Origin of the sequence: Gordonia ajococcus (assembly GCF_012974285.1) — a bacterium.
Lineage (GTDB): Bacteria > Actinomycetota > Actinomycetes > Mycobacteriales > Mycobacteriaceae > Gordonia > Gordonia amicalis.
The window spans coordinates 3165125-3184885 of sequence record NZ_CP052884.1 but is presented as its reverse complement, the minus strand read 5'-3'; the positions used below and the strand labels follow the sequence as shown (position 1 = coordinate 3184885).

At 67.1% G+C, this 19761-nt stretch carries 20 protein-coding genes, 2 tRNA genes and 1 pseudogene; 18 read left to right on the top strand and 5 right to left on the bottom strand.

Annotation, left to right across the window (positions count from 1 at the left end; genetic code table 11):
- Positions 1-28: 28 nt before the first annotated feature.
- Positions 29-1264 (bottom strand): TetR/AcrR family transcriptional regulator, encoded by a 1236-nt coding sequence (locus GAA2_RS14440; RefSeq protein WP_024498352.1) that lies wholly within the window; start codon positions 1262-1264, stop codon positions 29-31.
- A gap of 199 nt (positions 1265-1463) precedes the next feature.
- On the opposite strand from GAA2_RS14440, the pseudogene GAA2_RS14435 reads away from it, so the two are divergent.
- Positions 1464-2087: pseudogene (locus GAA2_RS14435) on the top strand (DsbA family protein).
- Positions 2088-2177: 90 nt separating this feature from the next.
- On the opposite strand, the gene GAA2_RS14430 reads toward GAA2_RS14435, so the two are convergent.
- Complete coding sequence (locus GAA2_RS14430) at positions 2178-3203, bottom strand: M48 family metallopeptidase (protein WP_024498353.1); 1026 nt, start codon at positions 3201-3203, stop codon at positions 2178-2180.
- 22 nt (positions 3204-3225) lie between these two features.
- Between GAA2_RS14430 and GAA2_RS14425 the strand changes: the two genes are divergently transcribed.
- From GAA2_RS14425 to GAA2_RS14410, 4 genes are all read left to right on the top strand, one after another.
- Positions 3226-3705, top strand: coding sequence for a ribose-5-phosphate isomerase (locus GAA2_RS14425; protein WP_024498354.1), 480 nt, complete (start codon positions 3226-3228; stop codon positions 3703-3705).
- Between the two features lie 3 nt (positions 3706-3708).
- Positions 3709-4512: an Fpg/Nei family DNA glycosylase gene (locus GAA2_RS14420; protein WP_024498355.1), complete on the top strand. Its 804-nt coding sequence runs from the start codon at positions 3709-3711 to the stop codon at positions 4510-4512.
- A 68-nt stretch (positions 4513-4580) separates the two neighbouring features.
- Positions 4581-5039 carry a homocitrate synthase gene (locus GAA2_RS14415; protein WP_407043575.1) on the top strand — a complete coding sequence of 153 codons (459 nt, stop codon included), beginning with the start codon at positions 4581-4583 and terminating at the stop codon, positions 5037-5039.
- An 83-nt stretch (positions 5040-5122) separates the two neighbouring features.
- A complete protein-coding gene (locus GAA2_RS14410; RefSeq protein WP_024498357.1) occupies positions 5123-6079 on the top strand; it encodes a PE-PPE domain-containing protein in 957 nt (318 codons plus the stop codon).
- A gap of 75 nt (positions 6080-6154) precedes the next feature.
- On the opposite strand, the gene GAA2_RS14405 is transcribed toward GAA2_RS14410, so the two are convergent.
- A complete protein-coding gene (locus GAA2_RS14405) occupies positions 6155-6889 on the bottom strand; it encodes a L,D-transpeptidase (protein ID WP_232513099.1) in 735 nt (244 codons plus the stop codon).
- A gap of 254 nt (positions 6890-7143) precedes the next feature.
- Positions 7144-7329 carry a hypothetical protein gene (locus GAA2_RS14400; protein WP_081712409.1) on the bottom strand — a complete coding sequence of 62 codons (186 nt, stop codon included), beginning with the start codon at positions 7327-7329 and terminating at the stop codon, positions 7144-7146.
- Between the two features lie 199 nt (positions 7330-7528).
- On the opposite strand from GAA2_RS14400, the gene GAA2_RS14395 reads away from it, so the two are divergent.
- Positions 7529-7819 carry a hypothetical protein gene (locus GAA2_RS14395; RefSeq protein ID WP_024498359.1) on the top strand — a complete coding sequence of 97 codons (291 nt, stop codon included), beginning with the start codon at positions 7529-7531 and terminating at the stop codon, positions 7817-7819.
- A gap of 93 nt (positions 7820-7912) precedes the next feature.
- Here GAA2_RS14395 and GAA2_RS14390 read toward each other — a convergent pair.
- A tRNA-Gly gene (locus GAA2_RS14390) sits at positions 7913-7986 on the bottom strand.
- 196 nt (positions 7987-8182) lie between these two features.
- Between GAA2_RS14390 and GAA2_RS14385 the strand changes: the two genes are divergently transcribed.
- The 12 genes from GAA2_RS14385 (at position 8183) to ndk (ending at position 19520) form a co-directional block, all read left to right on the top strand.
- A tRNA-Pro gene (locus GAA2_RS14385) sits at positions 8183-8256 on the top strand.
- An 85-nt stretch (positions 8257-8341) separates the two neighbouring features.
- Entirely contained in the window at positions 8342-9706 is a 1365-nt protein-coding gene (tig, locus tag GAA2_RS14380; protein WP_024498360.1) for a trigger factor, read from the top strand.
- A gap of 259 nt (positions 9707-9965) precedes the next feature.
- Positions 9966-10565: an ATP-dependent Clp protease proteolytic subunit gene (locus GAA2_RS14375; RefSeq protein WP_024498361.1), complete on the top strand. Its 600-nt coding sequence runs from the start codon at positions 9966-9968 to the stop codon at positions 10563-10565.
- Between the two features lie 55 nt (positions 10566-10620).
- Positions 10621-11319 carry an ATP-dependent Clp protease proteolytic subunit gene (locus GAA2_RS14370; protein ID WP_024498362.1) on the top strand — a complete coding sequence of 233 codons (699 nt, stop codon included), beginning with the start codon at positions 10621-10623 and terminating at the stop codon, positions 11317-11319.
- A gap of 197 nt (positions 11320-11516) precedes the next feature.
- Positions 11517-12797 (top strand): ATP-dependent Clp protease ATP-binding subunit ClpX, encoded by a 1281-nt coding sequence (gene clpX / locus GAA2_RS14365; protein WP_024498363.1) that lies wholly within the window; start codon positions 11517-11519, stop codon positions 12795-12797.
- A gap of 73 nt (positions 12798-12870) precedes the next feature.
- Positions 12871-13518 carry a molybdenum cofactor guanylyltransferase gene (locus GAA2_RS14360; RefSeq protein ID WP_024498364.1) on the top strand — a complete coding sequence of 216 codons (648 nt, stop codon included), beginning with the start codon at positions 12871-12873 and terminating at the stop codon, positions 13516-13518.
- Positions 13502-13735, top strand: coding sequence for a hypothetical protein (locus GAA2_RS23220; protein ID WP_232513100.1), 234 nt, complete (start codon positions 13502-13504; stop codon positions 13733-13735). The genes GAA2_RS14360 and GAA2_RS23220 overlap by 17 nt, the downstream gene beginning before the upstream one ends.
- Before the next feature lie 67 nt (positions 13736-13802).
- Positions 13803-16475, top strand: a complete 2673-nt coding sequence (locus GAA2_RS14350) for a valine--tRNA ligase (RefSeq protein ID WP_035760346.1) — start codon at positions 13803-13805, stop codon at positions 16473-16475.
- Positions 16472-17998: a bifunctional tetrahydrofolate synthase/dihydrofolate synthase gene (folC, locus tag GAA2_RS14345; RefSeq protein ID WP_024498367.1), complete on the top strand. Its 1527-nt coding sequence runs from the start codon at positions 16472-16474 to the stop codon at positions 17996-17998. The genes GAA2_RS14350 and folC overlap by 4 nt, the downstream gene beginning before the upstream one ends.
- Positions 17995-18384: a DUF4233 domain-containing protein gene (locus tag GAA2_RS14340; RefSeq protein ID WP_024498368.1), complete on the top strand. Its 390-nt coding sequence runs from the start codon at positions 17995-17997 to the stop codon at positions 18382-18384. Before folC ends, GAA2_RS14340 begins: the two co-directional genes overlap by 4 nt.
- Before the next feature lie 204 nt (positions 18385-18588).
- Positions 18589-19065: a hypothetical protein gene (locus GAA2_RS14335; RefSeq protein ID WP_024498369.1), complete on the top strand. Its 477-nt coding sequence runs from the start codon at positions 18589-18591 to the stop codon at positions 19063-19065.
- Between the two features lie 38 nt (positions 19066-19103).
- Complete coding sequence (gene ndk, locus GAA2_RS14330; protein ID WP_024498370.1) at positions 19104-19520, top strand: nucleoside-diphosphate kinase; 417 nt, start codon at positions 19104-19106, stop codon at positions 19518-19520.
- The last annotated feature ends 241 nt before the right edge of the window (positions 19521-19761 follow it).

The window sequence follows — 19761 nt, the reverse complement described above, 5'->3', positions numbered from 1 at the left end:
CCGGCCAGCTTATCGAGACCGACGGTGCTCAGCCGTTCGACAGCAGACCGACAGGCTGCAGAATCGTCTTCGACAGCGTGGCGAGGTCGTCGGTGATCCCGGGACGTGCGCGCAGATCCGGGGCCTGGACGATGTCGTCGGCCACTCCGATGAACGCCCGGGTGAGGGCTGCGGCGTCGGCCTCGGACAGTTCCGGCGTCCGGGCACGGATCGCGGCGACCCATTCGGCGATGTACGCGCGCTGGGCCGAACGCAACGCATCCTGGTCCGCCTCGGGGAGGTAGACGATGTCGCGGGTCCAGACGGGGATGGTCCGCCCGTGGACACCGAGTGCCTGCTCGACATGAATCGAGATCAGCACGTCGAGGGCGTCCCCGGGATCGACGCCCGTGAGGGCGTGGGTCGTCAGATAGAGCATGCCCTCGACTCCCCGGACCAGGACTGCCCGCAGGATCTCGGTCTTGCCCGGAACCTGCTGGTAGAAGGTGGCGACGGAGATGTCGGCCGCCCGCGCGATGTCGTCGATCCGGACGTCGTGGAAACCACGCTCGGCGAACAGATCCGTCGCCGCGTCGAGGATGCGTTCATGTCGGCCGGCCGGACGCCGCGTGACCGGAATCGCCGGAGTGGCGTCCGGTTTCGTCTCGGGCAGTGAGCAGTTGATGATCGAATGCGCGACGGCGCGCTGGATCTGCATCACATGTACAGGTGCCATCGTCCCGCGGATGACGGAGGTGTTGGAGTACAGGCTCAGGACGGCGAAACCGAGTAGCCGTCCGTCGTCGAATGACAGATCCGGCCGCGCGGCGGCGACCTTGTCGGCGATGTAGTCGCTGAACCTCGTGAAGTAGCTCCGCATCTGCTCGAGCTGGGTGGGGCGGAGGTGGCGTTGCTCCCGGCGCCAGAGGATGGACACGTCCTGGTTGGCGGTCAGATCGCCGAGGCGATCGAGAAACCGCCACAGTTGGGCCTCGGGTGTGCCGGCATACTCGTCGGCCTCGCGCACGAGTTCATCCATCAGGTCGACCTGGGTGAGCAGCGCTTGCACGAGGATGTCGTGTTTGCCGGGGAAGTGGCGGTACACCGCGGGTCCGGTCAGACCAACGGCGGCACCGATCTGTTCGATGCTGACATTGCGGTACCCGGCGTCCTGGAAGAGGGCCGTCGCAGCCCGGATGATCTGTTCCGCCCGCGGACCCCGGGGACTGGAACGCCCGCCCGCCGGCCCGGGACCGGAGTCCGGATCGAGCGGCGGCGACGACATGGACGTTTCCTCTCCGAGAACGGTGGCAAAATCGTCCCCCGAGAAACCGTAACCGGATTCGTCGCGAATTTTCGCCGCACACATCACAAACGGGGAACAGCCGGGCCCCTATGGCTGTTGAGCCGGGTTGGCGGTGCCGCCGGTACGGTCGAGCTCGACCACAACTTCTGAGAGGACGCCGAGGATGTCAGAGCAGACGATGTCAGAGCAGGGCCAGTCCACCACCGATCGTGTCGACTTCTGGTTCGACCCGCTCTGTCCGTGGTGCTGGATCACCTCACGGTGGATTCTCGAGGCCGAGAAGGTCCGGCCGATCGACGTGAACTTCCACATCATGAGCCTTGCGGTTCTCAACGAGGGCAAGGACATCCCCGAGGAGTATCGCGAGGCACTCAAGGGTGCGTGGCGCCCGGTCCGCGTCATCGCGGCCGCCGCGGCACACAAGGGCGACTAGATCCTCGCCCCGCTCTACACCGCGATGGGCACGCGCATCCACAACGCGGGGAACAAGGACTTCGACCAGGTCATCGCCGGCGCGCTGGCCGAGCTCGGACTCGACGCCTCGCTGGCGCAGGCCGCCGACTCCGAGGAGTTCGACGACGCCATCCGCAAGAGCCACCACGAGGGCATGGACAAGGTCGGCGACGACGTCGGCACACCCACGATCCACGTCAACGGCGTCGCCTTCTTCGGTCCGGTGCTCTCTCGCATCCCGCGTGGAGAGGACGCCGGCAAGGTGTGGGACGGTGCGCTCGCACTCGCCTCGTACCCGCACTTCTACGAACTCAAGCGCAGCCGCACCGAGGATCCCGAGTTCGACTGACCCTCGACGGCGCCCGGCCGGCGCAGAACTGGAACCAGGGTGGCGGGAGGGAATGAGTACCCGGTCCCGCCGAAGTCCTCCCTCGGCGCTTCAGAACCGGGGCGGGAGCTCGAGACCGTTCGGGAGCGAACCGGGCGGCACCGAGGCCGGGTGCGGTGGCGGCGGCACGGTCACGACGTTCCCGCTGCCGACGCCGCGGACGATCCGGCGCGGCCGGAGCAGCATCGCTCCGGCCCGGGTGCGGTCACGGAGAGCCGCGGCGCGCCAGGTGAGGACCGGATGGGTCGAGATCGCGTTGACCAGATGCACGAAGAATCCGCGTTCGTGGGTGGCGCGGTCGGCGAACTGGTCGAAATCGACCGCGGACAGCATGTACTTTCCGGCGGCCAGGACACCGATCGCCCCCGGTGCGCCCACCGGCTTCGCGTAGTAGCCGTAGTTGTCGGCGCTGTACTCCTGTGCTCGCGAGAGGGCGCCGCCGAGTAGCGGGATGCTCGTCCCGAGGACCGTCGCCAACTGACGCCAGTACGACGTGTGACCGGCTGCGATGTGTCCGACCTCGTGGCCGATGATGAACTCCAGCGCCTCCGGGCTGCGGGCGGCACCGCCGACCTCGAACAGGTCGGAGTAGACCACGACGAATCGCCGGAACCCGTGGCCGGAGGCGAAGGCATTGATCTGCCCGTTGCCGAGTACGACGTAGGCGTCCGGCACGTACTCCAGACCGAAGCGGGCGGCGGCCTCGACCACCATCCGATGGCCCTCCGGGAACTGGGTGGGCGTCATCTGCACACCGTTCACCCGCGGCGTCGCATAGGTGAGACCGCGGATCACGAACAACACCAACGGAAAGGCCAACGCGCCCAACAGGATCTGGTTCACCATGCCGAGTGCGACGAGGATGATGATCGCCGCGTAGAGCACCGTCGTGGTCAGGATGACGAGGATCAGGACGGGGACTTCCCAGGGATGCAGTTGCGGGCGCACGGCGAAGCGGGCCGCTCGCAGCCAGTGTCGTGACGGATCGGGAGCTGTTTCCGGGAGGGGATCGACGACCCCGGGCACGTTCGGGATCGGGTTCATCGACGCTCGGGGGATGGGCGCAGGCGTGTCCACGCCCTCAATCTATAGTGGCGCCATGCGTGTCTATCTCGGTGCCGACCATGCCGGATTCGAACTCAAGAACCAGATCGCCGACCATCTGAAGGCGAACGGCCACGAGGTGGTGGACTGCGGCGCCCACGTCTACGACGCCCTCGACGACTACCCGGCCTTCTGCATCGACGCCGCGGCTCGGACCGTGGCCGATCCCGGCAGCCTGGGCATCGTGCTCGGCGGTAGCGGCAACGGCGAGCAGATCGCGGCCAACAAGGTGCCCGGCGCCCGCTGCGCACTGGCCTGGAGCGTGGAGACCGCGCAGCTCGCCCGCCAGCACAACAACGCCCAGCTGATCGGCATCGGCGGGCGCATGCACTCGACCGAGGAAGCCCTCGTTATCGTCGACGCCTTCCTGGCCACTTCGTGGTCGGAGGAGCCGCGTCACCAGCGCCGCATCGACATCCTCGCCGAGTACGAGCGCACCGGCGTGGCTCCCGAGGTCCCGCAGCCGCCGGCCTGACCGGTGCCCGAGGGCCACACCCTGCACCGGCTCGCCCGCCGGCAGCAGCGACTCTTCGGGGGTCGCCGGGTCCGGGTGAGCAGCCCTCAGGGGCGATTCGCCGACGGCGCCGCCGCCGTGGACGGGATGACCTTCCACGCTGCGGAGGCGTGGGGCAAACACCTGCTGCACCGCTATCGCGACGGTCGGACCGAGCGGATGGTGCACATCCACCTCGGCCTCTACGGTGCCTTCACCGAGCTGACCGCACCGTTGCCCGAACCGGTCGGACAGGTTCGGCTGCGCATCGAGAGCGAGGAGACCGGTACCGATCTGCGCGGTCCGACGGCGTGTGAGCTCTACCACCCCACCGACCTCGACGCTCTGATCGCGAGGCTGGGTCCGGATCCTCTCCGCCGTGACGCCGACCCGGAACGGGCGTGGGCGGCCATCTCCCGGTCGTCGCGCCCGATCGGTGCGCTGCTGATGGACCAGAAAGTCATCGCGGGCATCGGGAACGTGTATCGCGCCGAAGTTCTCTACCGTGCCGGGATCGATCCCATGCGTCCCGGAAATCGGCTTCTCCGAAGCGAATTCGACGAGATGTGGCACGACCTCGTGGCGTTGATGAAGGTTGGCGTGCGTCGGGGACGTATCCATGTGGTCCGTCCTGAGGACGACCACGGAGCGCCGGCGTATGCGGCGAACCGTCCCCGGACCTATGTCTATCGCCGGGCAGGGGAGCCGTGTCGCATCTGCGGTACACCGGTCGTGCTCGCCGAACTCGATGCGCGCAAGCTCTATTGGTGCCCCGTCTGTCAGACGTGACGCGAGGCCGAATAGAAAGGCTAGGCAAACCTCAGTAATATCTCGGGAAGATCGGGGCAGGGCGCCCCATGCCGAGACTGGGGGAAAGTGTGTCGATAGCCGAGGACTCCCGTGTCCACGCGGGTCTGATCTCACGCGGTGAGATCTCGCCACTGAAGGACGTGCCGTTTCACGGCGCATCCCACGCACCGGTCACCCGACGCGTGCTCGCCGGGGGCGATCTGTTCCCCGAAGCAGAGAAGCGGGTCGTCGCCCACGAGATGCGGGCCGTGTCGGCCGGGAACCGCGATTACTGCGAACCGCACGTGCACGACTGTCCCGAGATCAACATCCTCCTGTCCCTCGATCATCTGGTGTACGAGATCACCTTGGGCGACGAGTCGTATGTGGTGGAGGCGCCGGCGAGTATCTACATCCCGGCCGGACTGGTCCACAGCGCGAACGTGATCGAGGGGAGCGGATTCTTCATCGCGATCATCGAGACGGCCGACTACGTCGCCAAGCCGCCACCCGGCGGCATGCTCTGATCCTCCCCGTCGTGGGACGCGCTCGCGGATCTCAGCGAACCCACAGCGTCGTCTGACGTCCGCTCACATGTGCGGCCGCCACGATGGATGGGGTGTACAGCGACGACCAGGCCCGCGATCACGTCGTCGATGACGGCGCGCCGGCGGGTATCACGGTGTTCGTGGTGGGTGGAACCGGTGAGTCGTACCCCGGCGATGTCCGTACCGAGGTCGTCGGTCTTCTCTCGGCGGTGACCGACGAACTCGACGAACGATTCGACTCCCGCTGGGTCGCCTACCCGGCGAGCTACGGTCCGGCACCCCACCCCGGCGGCATGAGCTTCGCCGACAGCGTGGCGATCGGCGCCCGACGACTGTCCGGGCTGCTCGAGCGGACGGCGGGACCGGTTGCCCTGCTGGGCTATTCGCAGGGAGCCGTGGTGATCCGGGCTGCGCTCGCCGGGTTGTGGACGCGGGGTGATCCCGTCGTCACGCGTCTTCTCGGCGTCGGACTCGTCGCGGACCCGCACCAGCCGCCCGGTGCGGTACCCGGCTGCGACGGATGGGGTGTCGCGGGTCCCGGTGCGGAATTGCCGCCAGGACTCCCGGTGATGTGGGTGGGCGCTCCCGACGACGTGATCTGCAACGCGCGTGCCGACTCACTCGTCCGTGACTTCGCCGACCTGACGCGGACGATGACCTTCGCCGCACTGGGCCGGTGGGGATGCAATGCGTGGGAGGTACTGCGCCGCAATGCTTTCCAGAACGCGCGCCGCACCGCGGTGCGCCCGTCGCAGTGGCGGCGCGACGTTCACCGACTGGCCTCGGCGTGGTGGGAGATCCGCTGCTATCTGCCGTCGATGATGCGGATTCTCGGGATCGTGCTGACGAACTCGCCGGGCGGACGCCACACCTCGTACCAGTACGAGCCGTACCGTCGCGGGTCCGTCACCGATCCCGCCTCGACCGGATGCCAGGTGATCGCGGGTTGGCTCCAGGTGCAGGCGACCTTCGCCGGTGAGGTCCCCGCTCCTTCCCCGGGTCCCGTCCGGGCCGCATGAGGAACCCATACGACGACGAGGGCCGGTCACCGTGTCGGTGACCGGCCCTCGTCGGAGTCGGATGCGGGGGAGAGGTCAGTCGCCCTGGTACTGGCCGCCGACGGTGTTGCGCACCACGATCGGGGTCCCGCGCGGAACGTTGTCGTAAACCCACTTGCCGTACTCGGTCGTGACGTTGATGCAGCCGTGGCTCACATTGCTGTTGCCCTGCTGTGCGACCGACCACGGTGCGGCATGGATGAAGATGCCGTCCCAGGACATGCGGGTCGCGTACTCGACGTAGGTGCGGTAGCCCTCGGCGGAGTCGACCGGCACGCCGTACGTGGACGAGTCCATGTACATGTCGCGGTACTTTTCCTTGGTGTGGTAGACGCCGTTCGGGGTGGGGTGCTTGTCCGAACCCATCGAGATCGGCATCTTCTTCACGACCTCGCCGTTCTTCCACCAGGTGATGGTGTGGGTCTTGTCGTCGGCGAGTGCGATGTAGCCGGTCGGGGTCTTCACGTTCGGGATCGCCGGGTCGGCCGGCTTCTCCGGAGTGGTGGCGCTCGACGGCGGTTCCGGAGCTTTCGGGGCGCTCGGTGCCGGCGGAGTGGGCAGACCGGGGATCACCGGGATCTCCACCGGGGGCAGACCCGGGATCACGGTGACCGGTGCAGCGTTCGCGACGCCGGGGAGGGCGAGAGCCATGGCGAGGACGCCGACGGCGATCCCGGTGAGGCGTCGAGTCGAGCGTCGACGAGACCGCGTGATCGGCTCAGTATTGGTCTGCACTAGTCGTACCTTCGGTTCGATGAATGTCTCGCGCATAACATCTGAAAGCGCGAATCCATCGTTACACAACCGTTGTCGGGCGGCCAAAGAATGCCGCCCCCGCACGGGTGCCGCGATCGCAAACAGCGGGTGCGGGCTGGCAAAAACCCGTGGTGAGCGCATCGACCGTGCTGCATGTGACGGTCGTCACAAATCGGCGGCGCTTGGACCGATCATCTCGACGACGTACATCATCGTCCCTGTCGCGATGGTGTCAACCCGGTCGCTTGTCCCAGAGCGGCGTCGGAGGGTCAGGCGGGTTGCGGGTGCTCGGTGCGGAGGTGGCGCACCGGCTGGGTGCATGCCTCGTCGCGACAGACGAGCATGACGTCGACGCGGCTGACGCCGATCTCGGATTCGGTGGTGTCCCTGCGTAGATACAGCGGCGCCCCGCAGGTCGGACACTTTCGCTGGGTTTTGGTGTGTGAAGAGGGCATGGCCCCACCTTACGCGGGATGTGTCGTGGGTCACAGCCTGGTTTCAGGTTCGCGAAGCTTGCCCGATCTCGCGGCCCGGGGGAGCAACGTATAGGACGGCACTCGGGAAGGACGGGGCGCGTGAACGGGGGAGGGCACGCAGGTCGGGAGACATTTCCGCGCGGAGGGGGGTGCTGAGCTTCGATGAGAGATCAGACCCATGAACCGAGCTTTGATGGGGTCGACCGTCGCTCTTGCTGCCTTCGCCGGCGTCCTCGTCCTGGGCGCCGGATCTGCAGTAGCGGAAGACAAGCCCTGCCAGATGTACATCGAGAACGGTCAGTACGCGCCGTGTCCTCCGCCGGTCATCTCGACGGGCCCCGGTGACGACTCACCGGATTCGACCCCCGGGGTGGAACGATCCCGTCCGCAGGACTACGAGTACCCGTGGCACTACTACCGTCCGTACCCGTATTGGTACGAATGGGAGTTTCACGACTACCGGTACTGAACGCACCCGACGGATCGGCGAATGCACGCGGACTCAGGCGGTCGGCGTGCACTCTCGTCGAGGTTCGCCGTCGGAGCCGGCGTGGCCTCGTTGTGGAGCGGGTGACGGGAATCGAACCCGCGTAGCTAGTTTGGAAGACTAGGGCTCTACCATTGAGCTACACCCGCGTGCTCGCGATCACCGGTGACCCGGTACGCCGCGTGCGATGAGTGACTGTACCTGGCGGCGCGCCGGATCTGGAAATCGGGGTGGGCGTCGGTGCGGTGGGCACCCGTTGGTCGTGGCGCTGGAGGCGCCCCGTACTATCTTCTGTTGGCCCTGATGCGCGGTCGGCCATGAGGCCTACACCGCGACCACGGACCGCGGGATGTGGCGCAGCTTGGTAGCGCATCCGCTTTGGGAGCGGAGGGTCGCAGGTTCAAATCCTGTCATCCCGACTTGTCGATGTGACCGCGTAGGTCGCGGCGGCACAACCGCCGAACCGAACTTTCATCACCACCGCAGATATAAGGAGCACCAGGCGTGAAGAGCACTGTCGAGCAACTCACCCCGACCCGAGTGAAGCTCAACGTCGAGGTCCCGTTCGAGGAGCTGTCCGCAGACTTCGACCGGGCGTACCGGTCGTTGGCCCAGCAGATCCGGATTCCCGGCTTCCGTCCGGGCAAGGCGCCCGCCAAGCTGATCGAGGCCCGCGTCGGTCGCGACTCGATCCTGGCGCAGGTCGTCAACGACGCCATCCCCGCCAAGTACTCGGAGGCCGTCGCCGAGACCGAGACCAAGGCCATCGGCCAGCCGGAGATCGATCTGTCGGAGCTGAAGTACGGCGAGTCCGTCACCTTCAGCGCCGAGGTCGACGTCCGCCCGGAGATCACCCTGCCCGACTACTCGACCCTCTCGGTCGAGGTCGACGCCATCGAGATCGACGACGCTGCCGTCGACGAGCAGCTCGAGGGCCTGCGCGCCCGCTTCGGCACCCTCAAGGGTGTCGAGCGCGGCATCGAGAACGGTGACTTCGTCTCGATCGATCTCGAGGCCACCGTCGACGGCGAGGCTGTCGAGGAGGCGACCACCGAGGGGCTCTCTCACGAGGTCGGCTCCGGCCAGCTCATCGACGGACTCGACGACGCCCTCATCGGTCTGAAGGCCGGCGAGAGCAAGGAATTCACCACCAAGCTCGTCGCCGGCGACCACGCCGGTGAGGAGGCCCTGGTGAAGGTCACCGTGCAGTCGGTCAAGGAGCGCGAGCTCCCCGAGGTCGACGACGAGTTCGCCCAGATGGCCAGCGAGTTCGACACCGTCGAGGAGCTGCGTGCGAGCCTGGCGGAGCGCGTCGAGCAGTCGGCGAAGCTCGAGCAGGCCAACAAGATCCGCGACGCCGTGCTCGAGAAGCTGATCGAGACCGTCGAGGTCCCGTTGCCGGAGAAAGTCGTCGAGGAAGAGATCGAGGGCCAGCAGCACCAGATCGTCCACGCTCTCGGCCACGACGACGAGCAGGTCGCGAAGTTCCTCGAGGCGCAGGGCAAGACCCGCGAGGAGTGGGACGCCGAGGCCCGCGAGGAGGCCGAGAAGTCGGTCAAGCAGCAGCTGCTCCTCGACGCGATCGCCGACCAGCAGGAGACCGAGGTCAGCCAGGACGAGCTGACCCAGCAGATCATCTTCACCGCGCAGCGCTACGGCATGCAGCCGCAGGAGTTCATCCAGCAGCTGACGCAGGCCAACCAGGTGGGCGCGGTCTACGCCGACGTCCGTCGCGGCAAGTCGCTGGCGGGCATCGTCGGCGAGTTCACCGTCACCGACACCAAGGGCGCGACCGTCGACACCTCCGAGTTCTTCGGGGGCAAGGACGAGGACGGCGATTCGGACGAAGCCGCCGACACCGACAACTGAGTCGGCCGGAGCCTCAACTCCCACCACCGATCGCCGGTCCCCGTTCGCGGGGGCCGGCGATCGTCGTCGAATCCGTCGAACTGCATTCGCCATTCACTGTGATGGCCCGTTCTGCTCTCAGCGAATAGACGTGTCCTCGGGAGTGCCGGGGGGTGTGGATTGGTTAGTGTCGGTGAGGACGTCATCAGACAGATCGGAACGTGTGCGACGCCCGAGACGGCGCGCACAGGTCATGACAACAAGGCAAAGGTAGGAACCCGTGAGTGAGCCGACCATCCACACACCCTCGATGAGTTCGGGTGTGGCTGGGTTGAACCTGACCGATTCGGTGTTCGAGCGTCTGCTGCGCGAACGCATCATCTTCCTGGGCACCCAGGTGGACGACGACATCGCCAACCGGCTGTGCGCGCAGATCCTGCTGCTCGCCGCCGAGGACCCGACCAGGGACATCCACCTCTACATCAACTCGCCCGGTGGCTCGGTCACCGCGGGCATGGCCATCTTCGACACCATGCAGCTCGCCGAGTGCGACGTCGCCACCTACGCGATGGGCATGGCGGCATCGATGGGGCAGTTCCTCCTCGCGGCCGGCGCCAAGGGCAAGCGCCACGCCCTGCCCCACGCGCGGATCATGATGCACCAGCCGTCCGCCGGTATCGGTGGTACCGCCGCCGACATCGCCATCCAGGCCGAGCAGTTCGCGCTCACCAAGAAGGAGATGAACCGGCTCAACGCCGAGTTCAGTGGTCAACCGCTCGAGAAGATCGAGGCCGACGCGGATCGCGACAAGTGGTTCACCGCCGAGGAGGCCAAAGAGTACGGCTTCGTCGACAAGGTGATCTCGCGTCCGGGGCAGTGACCCGGCCCCGAGCACCCCGCCACCTCCGAGCCACACCTACTCATTGGAGCAACAGATGACCAACTCCCTTTCCCTGGACGGCATGCCCGCCGAGGTCGCCGCCGGAATCCCCGCGTCGGCGTTGGCGCTCAAGAACATCGAGGCGCGCTACATCCTGCCGCAGTTCATCGAGCACACCCCGAACGGTCAGCGCCAGTACGACCCCTACGCCAAGCTGTTCGAGGAGCGCATCGTCTTCGTCGGCACCCCGATCGACCAGGTCGTGTCCAACGACGTGATGGCCCAGCTGCTCGTCCTCGAGTCGCAGGACCCCGATCGCGACATCACGATGTACATCAACTCGCCCGGCGGCAGCGTGCCCGACATGCTCGCCATCTACGACACGATGCAGTACGTCCACTGCGACATCGTGACCGTGTGCCTGGGTGAGGCCGCCTCGGCGGCGGCGATCCTGCTCGCGGGTGGCACCCCGGGCAAGCGCGCCGCGCTGCCCAACGCGACCGTCCTGATCCACCAGCCGCGCACCGGCGGCGCCTACCAGGGCCAGGTCTCCGACCTCGAGATCCAGGCCGCCGAGATCGAGCGCATCCGCGACCGGCTCGACGAGATCCTGGCCGGCCACACCGGCCAGGACAAGGCGAAGATCCGCAAGGACACCGACCGCGACAACATCCTGACCGCCGCGGCGGCCAAGGAATACGGAATCATCGACGAGGTCTTCGAGTACCGCAAGAAGTCGATGAAGAAGTCCTGACGGCAACGCAAACAGCACAGGAGTCGCGGGGATTTTCTGTCGCGACATTTGGCCTTATCGGTCGAAGTTCGAGCGGTGCGCGGGTACCGTCGGGTTACTGGGCATTCGGATGTCGTTCAGATGACCCGTGCCCGGCTGCGTGCGACGCGACGGACCATGACGACAGTCCGGCAACGAGGAAGTAGGTACTACGCGAGATGGCACGAATCGGAGACGGCGGCGACCTGCTGAAGTGCTCTTTCTGCGGGAAGAGTCAGAAGCAGGTGAAGAAGCTCATCGCCGGTCCCGGCGTGTACATCTGCGATGAGTGCATCGACCTCTGCAACGAGATCATCGAGGAGGAGCTCGCCGAGAACGGCGACGTGAAACTCGACGAGCTCCCGAAGCCCGCGGAGATCCGCGACTTCCTCGAGAAGTACGTCATCGGTCAGGACACCGCCAAGCGCACGCTCGCGGTGGCCGTCTACAACCACTACAAGCGCATCCAGGCGGGGGAGAAGAAGGACTCCCGCACGGGCGAGACCGTCGAGCTGATGAAGTCGAACATCCTGATGCTCGGCCCGACCGGATGTGGCAAGACGTACCTCGCGCAGACACTGGCCAAGATGCTGAACGTGCCGTTCGCCATCGCCGACGCGACCGCTCTCACCGAGGCCGGTTATGTCGGTGAGGATGTCGAGAACATCCTGCTGAAGCTGATCCAGGCCGCCGACTACGACGTCAAGCGCGCCGAGACCGGCATCATCTACATCGACGAGGTCGACAAGATCGCCCGCAAGAGCGAGAACCCGTCGATCACCCGCGATGTGTCCGGCGAGGGCGTTCAGCAGGCTCTGCTGAAGATCCTCGAGGGCACTCAGGCGTCGGTGCCGCCCCAGGGTGGGCGCAAGCATCCGCATCAGGAGTTCATCCAGATCGACACGACCAACGTGTTGTTCATCGTCGCGGGTGCGTTCGCGGGTCTCGAGAAGATCGTGTCCGAGCGAATCGGCAAGCGGGGCTTGGGCTTCGGCAACGACGTGGCGAGCAAGGACGACGTCGACACGACCGATCAGTTCGCCGACGTCATGCCCGAGGACCTGATCAAGTTCGGCCTGATCCCGGAGTTCATCGGCCGTCTGCCGGTCGTCGCGTCGGTGACCAACCTCGACAAGGCCTCACTGGTGAGCATCCTGTCGGAGCCGAAGAACGCACTGGTGAAGCAGTACACCCGGCTGTTCGAGATGGACAACGTCGAACTCGAGTTCACCCAGGACGCTCTCGAGGCGGTCGCCGACCAGGCGATCCATCGGGGCACCGGTGCTCGTGGTCTGCGCGCCATCATGGAAGAGGTGCTGCTTCCGGTGATGTACGACATCCCGAGCCGGGACGACGTCGAGAAGGTCGTCGTCACCGGTGAGACGGTGCGCGACAACGTATTGCCGACGATCGTGCCGCGCAAGGCGTCGAGCGACGAGCGTCGCGACAAGACCGCCTGACGCACAGGCTTCGTCGTGGGGCATGATGACCATCTCGCCTCGCCGCGGTGACGGATCACGCACACTGGGAGCTGTGACTCAAGACACGGGATCAGACGGTTCGAAACTCGCGGCGATCGTGCTGGCCGGCGGGCGCTCACGGCGCATGGGCAGCGACAAGGCGGCATTGGACTGGGAAGGCGAGCCGATGCTCGCCCGCGTCGTGCGGGTCGTCGCGCAGCGGTGCGACCCGGTGCTGGTGGTGGCCGGCGAGACGTCCGCGGCCTTCCGCGGCATCGATGACATCCGCGACCGCGCCGCCCCCGGCATCGACCGGTCCAAGGTGCACTGGGTGACCGACGAACAGGAGGGGACCGGCCCTCTGGGTGGCCTGGTCGCGGGCCTGGCCAAGGCCGCGGCCGCAGGCGCCGACCTCGCCTTCGTCTGCGCCACCGACATGCCGCTCATCGCCCCCGAGCTCATCGACGAACTACGTCGGGGGCTGACCGGCTCGACCCAGGCGGTGATCGCCCGCGACGCACAGCGCGACCATCCGATGGCCGGGATCTACCGCACCGACGCGGGCCCGGTGATCGCCGATCTCGTGGCCGGCGGCGAACGCCGGATGCTCGGTGCGATCGACGCCCTCAACGCCCACCGGGTGGGCGTCTCCGACGCCGACTGGCTCGTGAACGTGAACGCGCCCGAGGACGTGCACCGGCTGCGTGTGTCGACGAGTTGACCTGCGCGGCCGGGTCGCCGACACCTCCTGCCGGGCGGGCGGCACGGCGCTCGACGCGCCATACGTCGCCGGCAAGTGGGCCGTTCGTGGTCTCACCCGAAACGGCAGCGCTCGAGTGTTCCCCACGTCGTCCGACGCGTCGTTCATCACGGGATCGGAGTACGTCATCGACGGCGGACTTCTCCTCGGGCCGGCCCTTCCGGCCGAGACCGCATGAACCGACGCGCCGCTGCCGCGTACTCACGTGAGGTCCGGGGCGAGGTCACACCCGGCGGAAACATAGAATGGCGGCCGTGACATCACTCGACCCCACATCCGCGCCGCCCGAGAACGAGTTGCCGAAATCCTGGGACCCCGCCCAGCACGAGGCGACGCTCTACCAGGGCTGGGTCGATGCCGGCTACTTCACCGCCGACGCCGAGAGTGACAAGCCCCCGTTCTCCATCGTGATCCCGCCGCCCAACGTCAACGGGTCGCTGCACATGGGCCACGCGTACGAGCACGTCCTCATGGACGCGTTGTCGCGCCGTCGCCGGATGCAGGGCTACGAGGTGCTGTGGCTGCCCGGCATGGACCACGCGGCGATCGCGATGCAGACGATGGTCGAGCGCAAGCTGGCCACCGAGGGCAAGACCCGCGACGACCTGGGCCGCGAGGCCTTCATCGAGCGCGTCTGGGCCGAGAAGGCCGAGATCGGCGGCAACATCGGCGAGCAGATGCGTCGCCTCGGTGACGGCGTCGACTGGTCCCGCGAGCGCTTCACGATGGACGAGGGTCTGTCACGCGCGGTGCACACCGTCTTCAAGAAGATGTTCGACGACGGGCTGATCTACCAGGCCGAGCGTCTGGTCAACTGGTCTCCGGTCCTCAAGACCGCGGTCAGTGACATCGAGGTCAGCTACGCCGACGTCGAGGGTGAACTCGTCAGCTTCCGGTACGGCTCCCTCGACGACTCCGAACCCCACATCGTGGTGGCCACGACGCGTCTGGAGACGATGCTCGGCGACACCGCGATCGCCGTGCACCCCGACGACGAGCGCTACGCGCATCTGATCGGCACCGAACTGCCGCACCCGTTCCTCGATCGGAAGATCCCGGTCGTCGCCGACGACTACGTCGACCCCGAATTCGGCAGCGGCGCAGTGAAGATCACCCCGGCGCACGACCCCAACGACTTCGCGCTCGGCCAGCGGCACAACTTGCCGATGCCGACGATCATGGACGAATCGGCCCGAATCGCCGACACGGGAACTCAATTCGACGGCATGGACCGTTTCGAGGCGCGGGTCAAGGTCCGCGAAGCCCTCGCCGAGCAGGGGCGCATCGTCAAGGAGGTGCGTCCGTACCTGCACAGCGTCGGACACTCCGAGCGCACCGGTGAGCCGATCGAACCCCGCCTGTCGATGCAGTGGTGGGTCGACGTCTCGTCGCTGGCGCAGGCCGCCGGCGACGCCGTCCGGGACGGGTCCACGGTGATCCACCCGAAGTCGATGGAGCCGCGCTGGTTCGGCTGGGTCGACGACATGCACGACTGGTGCATCTCGCGTCAGCTGTGGTGGGGACATCGCATCCCGATCTGGTACGGCCCGGACGGCGAGGTCGTGTGCGTCGGACCCGATGAGGAGGCGCCGGAGGGATACGTCCAGGAAACCGACGTCCTCGACACCTGGTTCTCCTCGGGCCTGTGGCCTTTCTCCACCATGGGCTGGCCGGAGAAGACCGACGATCTCGAGAAGTTCTATCCCACCTCGGTTCTCGTCACCGGATACGACATCCTGTTCTTCTGGGTGGCGCGGATGATGATGTTCGGGACCTACGTCGGCAAGGATCTGGGTCCGGGTAACGAGATCCCGTTCCACAATTTGTTCCTGCACGGCCTGGTCCGCGACGAGCACGGCCGCAAGATGTCGAAGTCGAAGGGCAACGGCATCGATCCGCTCGACTGGGTCGAGCGCTTCGGGGCCGACGCGCTGCGCTTCACCCTGGCTCGCGGTGCCAACCCGGGCGCGGACATCTCGGTGGGCGAGGATCACGCCCAGTCGTCGCGCAACTTCGCGACCAAGCTGTACAACGCGACCAAGTTCGCGCTGATGAACGGCGCCAAGGTCGCCGAGCTGCCCGATGCGTCGGCCCTGACCGACGCCGACCGGTGGATTCTCGGCCGTCTCGACGAGGTGCTCGCCGAGGTCGACGCCGGCTTCGAGTCCTACGAGTTCTCCAAGGCCTGCGAGTCGCTCTATCACTTCGCCTGGGACGAGGTGTGCGACTGGTACCTCGAGCTGGCCAAGGTCCAGTTCGCCGAGAATGACGAGAAGCGTTCGGAGACAACATCTGTCGTGCTCGGTGCGGTTCTCGAACCGCTGCTTCGCGCGCTGTCGCCGGTGATGCCCTTCGTCACCGAGGTGCTGTGGAAGACGCTCACCGGGGGCGAATCGCTCGTCATCGCCGAGTGGCCGACCCCGTCGGGACGCGACTGGTCGACCGATTCGGCGGCTCGCATCGCCGATCTGCAGCGCCTCATCACCGAGGTGCGCCGCTTCCGCAGCGACCAGGGACTGCGTCCGGGGCAGCGGGTCGCCGCCCAGTTCGACGGACTGGGGGAGTCCGGCCTCGAGCCGTTGCTGCCCTACGTGCAGTCGCTGGCGCGTCTCGATGCCGCCGGACCCGGCTTCGGGGCCACCGCGACCATCGAGGTCCGCCTGTCCGTCGCAACCGTCACCGTCGCCATCGACACCTCCGGAACCGTGGACGTCGAAGCCGAACGGAAGCGTCTCACCAAGGACCTGGCGGTCGCCGAGAAGGAACTGGCGACCACCTCGGCCAAACTCGGCAACGAGCAGTTCCTGTCCAAGGCTCCCGACCAGGTGGTGAGCAAGATCCGGAACCGCCAGCGGATCGCCACCGAAGAGGTCGAGCGGCTGAACGCGAAGCTGGCGAGTCTGGCCGGCGGCGCGTGAGCGACGAGACCGGCTTCCCGGAAGAGGATCCCGCCGTCGTCGGCGAGGATCCGCTGGGATTGTCGGAGCTACTCGACGCGGAGGAACGAGCGGCGGACGCCGAGACCGACCGGCCGCCGCTGACCGTCCACGACAGTGCAGACGATCTCGCCGAACTCGCCGAGGTCGAGGCCGAACTCGACACCCGCTGGCCCGAGACCAGGATCGAACCGTCGCTGACGCGCATCGCGGCCCTGATGGACCTGCTCGGGTCGCCCCAGCACAGCTACCCCGCGATCCACGTCGCGGGCACCAACGGCAAGACGTCGGTGACGCGGATGATCGATGCGCTGATGACCGCCCTGCACCGCCGGACCGGCCGGATCACGAGCCCGCACCTGCAGCGGGTCACCGAGCGGATCTCGGTCGACGGCAAACCGATCCGCGCGCGGACCTACATCGACACCTACCGCGAGCTCGAGCCGTACATCACGATGGTCGACGACAGCTCGACCGCCGCGGGCGGCCCGCGGATGAGCAAGTTCGAGGTGCTGACCGCGATGGCCTACGCGGTCTTCGCCGAGGCCCCGGTCGACGTCGCGGTGGTCGAGACCGGCATGGGTGGACGCTGGGACGCCACCAACGTCATCGACGGAATCGTCTCGGTCATCACGCCGATCGCGATGGACCACGCCGACTACCTCGGCGACACGCTCACCGCCATCGCGGGGGAGAAGGCAGGGATCATCAAACCCGGCGAGCCCGGCGCACTCGGCGCCGTCGACCCGGTCACGATCATCGCCGAGCAGAGCCCCGAGGTGATGGACGTACTGCTGCGCGCTGCCGTCGAGGCGGGCACGGTCGTCGCCCGTCAGGGTTCGGAGTTCGCGGTTCTCGACTCGGCCACCGCCGTCGGCGGCCAGATGCTGAGAATCCAGGGACTCGGCGGCGTCTACGACGAGGTCTTCCTGCCGCTGCACGGCGCCCACCAGGCCGCCAACGCGTCTCTGGCCCTCGCCGCGGTGGAGGCATTCTTCGGTGCCGGCCCCGATCGCCAGCTCGACATCGACGCGATCCGGAGCGGGTTCGCCGCCGTCGGCAACCCCGGACGGCTCGAGCGGCTGCGCAGCGCACCGACGGTCTTCGCCGACGCCGCGCACAATCCGCACGGCGCGACCGCATTGGCTCAGGCGCTGGCCGAGGAGTTCGACTTCCGCCGCCTCATCGGCGTCATCGGAGTGCTCGGCGACAAGGACGCCCGAGGACTACTCGAGGCTCTCGAGCCCGTGTTCGACGCCGTCGTCATCACCAACAACGGTTCGCCGCGTGCCCTCGACGCCGAGACGCTCGCAGAGTACGCACACGCGGTGTTCGGCGAGGAACGGGTCGTCGTCAAGCCGTTCCTGCCCGACGCCGTCGAAGAAGCCATCGCCCTCGCGGAGGACTCCGAAGGTCAGCGTGTCTCGGGTGCGGGAGTGGTCATCACCGGGTCGGTCGTGACCGCCGGCGCCGCCCGCACCCTGTTCGGTAAGGAACCCTCATGACCCGGTACACGCCGCCCACAAACGACCCGTGGAAGGGCCTGCGCGGGGTGATGGCCGGGACGATGATCCTCGAGGTCATCGTGATCATCCTGGCGTTCCCGATCGTCTGGCGACTCGGCGGCGGCCTGACCTGGCTGTCCGGCGGATACCTGACCCTCCTCGTGCTCGCGATGATCGCGGCCGCAGGGATGCAGGGCCGCCCGTACGCGCTCAAGCTCGACCTCGGCCTGCAGATGGCGGTGATCGTCGGTGGCATCTTCCACTGGTCCATCGCCGTCGTCGGTGTGGTCTTCGGATCGGTCTGGCTCTACATCGTCTACATCAAGCGAGATGTGGAGAAACGCGTCGAACTGGGCATGCTCCCCGGTCAGGAACCGATCGACTGACGCACGTCCCACCTGGGGAGTCAACGCTGTCCCGACAGCGGTTTGGTGGTCGCAAGACCTGTGTCCGGACCGTTATCGGCGAACGGGAGCGGACCGCGAGGGTTGCTGCAACAATGGCGCAAGCCGTGGGGAGCCGGCGAGTTCCCGCCTGGCTTCATCCCACCGCAACCCGCCATCGTGACGACATCCAACGTGAGGACGTACGTGCAGTTCCTGTTTTCCCGGACCCCCTCCGGTTCTGATCGCCCCCGCACCTCCGCCCGAATCGGCCGCTCGGCCGGAATGGCCCTCGCCGGTGCGGCGGCATTCGCTCTGGCCGCGCCCGCCGTCGCCTCGGCGGCACCCGCACCTGAGCAGACGCCGCCGGCCCTGGAAGCGTTCGCGGTACCCGAGGCAGGCGCTCCGGTTCCCGTCTCGCAGGGAGAGTTCAGCTACCTCGCGACCCACTCCGTCACCAAGCGCGCGGCGGGTATGAAGGCGCCCGAGGCCATCGCGACGTTGCCGGTGCCCGCCCAGTACCGTCCGGCGAATCTTGCTCTCGCGCAACAATTCGACCTCGCTCTCGCCGGTGCGTTGGCCTCGCCCGGTGGGTGTCTCCAGGTCGTCGTCGACCCACAGTCGCGGTCGGGCAGCCTGTTCAACTACGGCTTCTTCCCGGTCGCCGGTGAGTACTGCGCCTGACCGTCGGAATCCGGTCGCCGGTCGTTAAGGTGTGAGGCGTGACTGAACGCACTCTCGTACTCATCAAGCCGGACGGCGTCCAACGCTTGCTCGTCGGCGACATCATCAGCCGCATCGAGCGCAAGGGGCTCACTCTTGTGGCTCTCGAGCTCAAGACCGCAAGCGACGAGGTCGCCCGCGGCCACTACGCGGAACACGAGGGCAAGCCCTTCTACCCCTCGTTGCTGGAGTTCATCACCTCCGGCCCGCTGGTCGCGGCCGTCCTCGAGGGCCCGCGCGCCGTCGCCGCCTTCCGGCAGATCGCCGGCGGCACCGATCCCGTCGATAAGGCGGTGCCCGGCACCATCCGCGCGGACTACGCCTTGAACACCCAGTACAACCTGGTCCACGGCTCGGACTCGCCGGAATCGGCCGAGCGTGAGATCGCTCTCTGGTTCCCCGAACTCGCAGGCTGACCGAGGTTCCCTCGGTTCGACGCGCGGCTCAAACGCGCATACTTTGCGGTCATCCGACCACCGTGTGGGATACTTGCAGGGTTATCGCCGGCACACTTTGTCGACGATGGCCGGATGACGCGCCCTGGTTCGGCGCGTCGCGGTGCGGTAGATCCGCATCGCGACGCCCACAACCACAGCTGATCCCGCCGAGGTTCGTACTGCTGCCAGCAGCCGAACACTCAGGCTCTGCCCTGTGCCC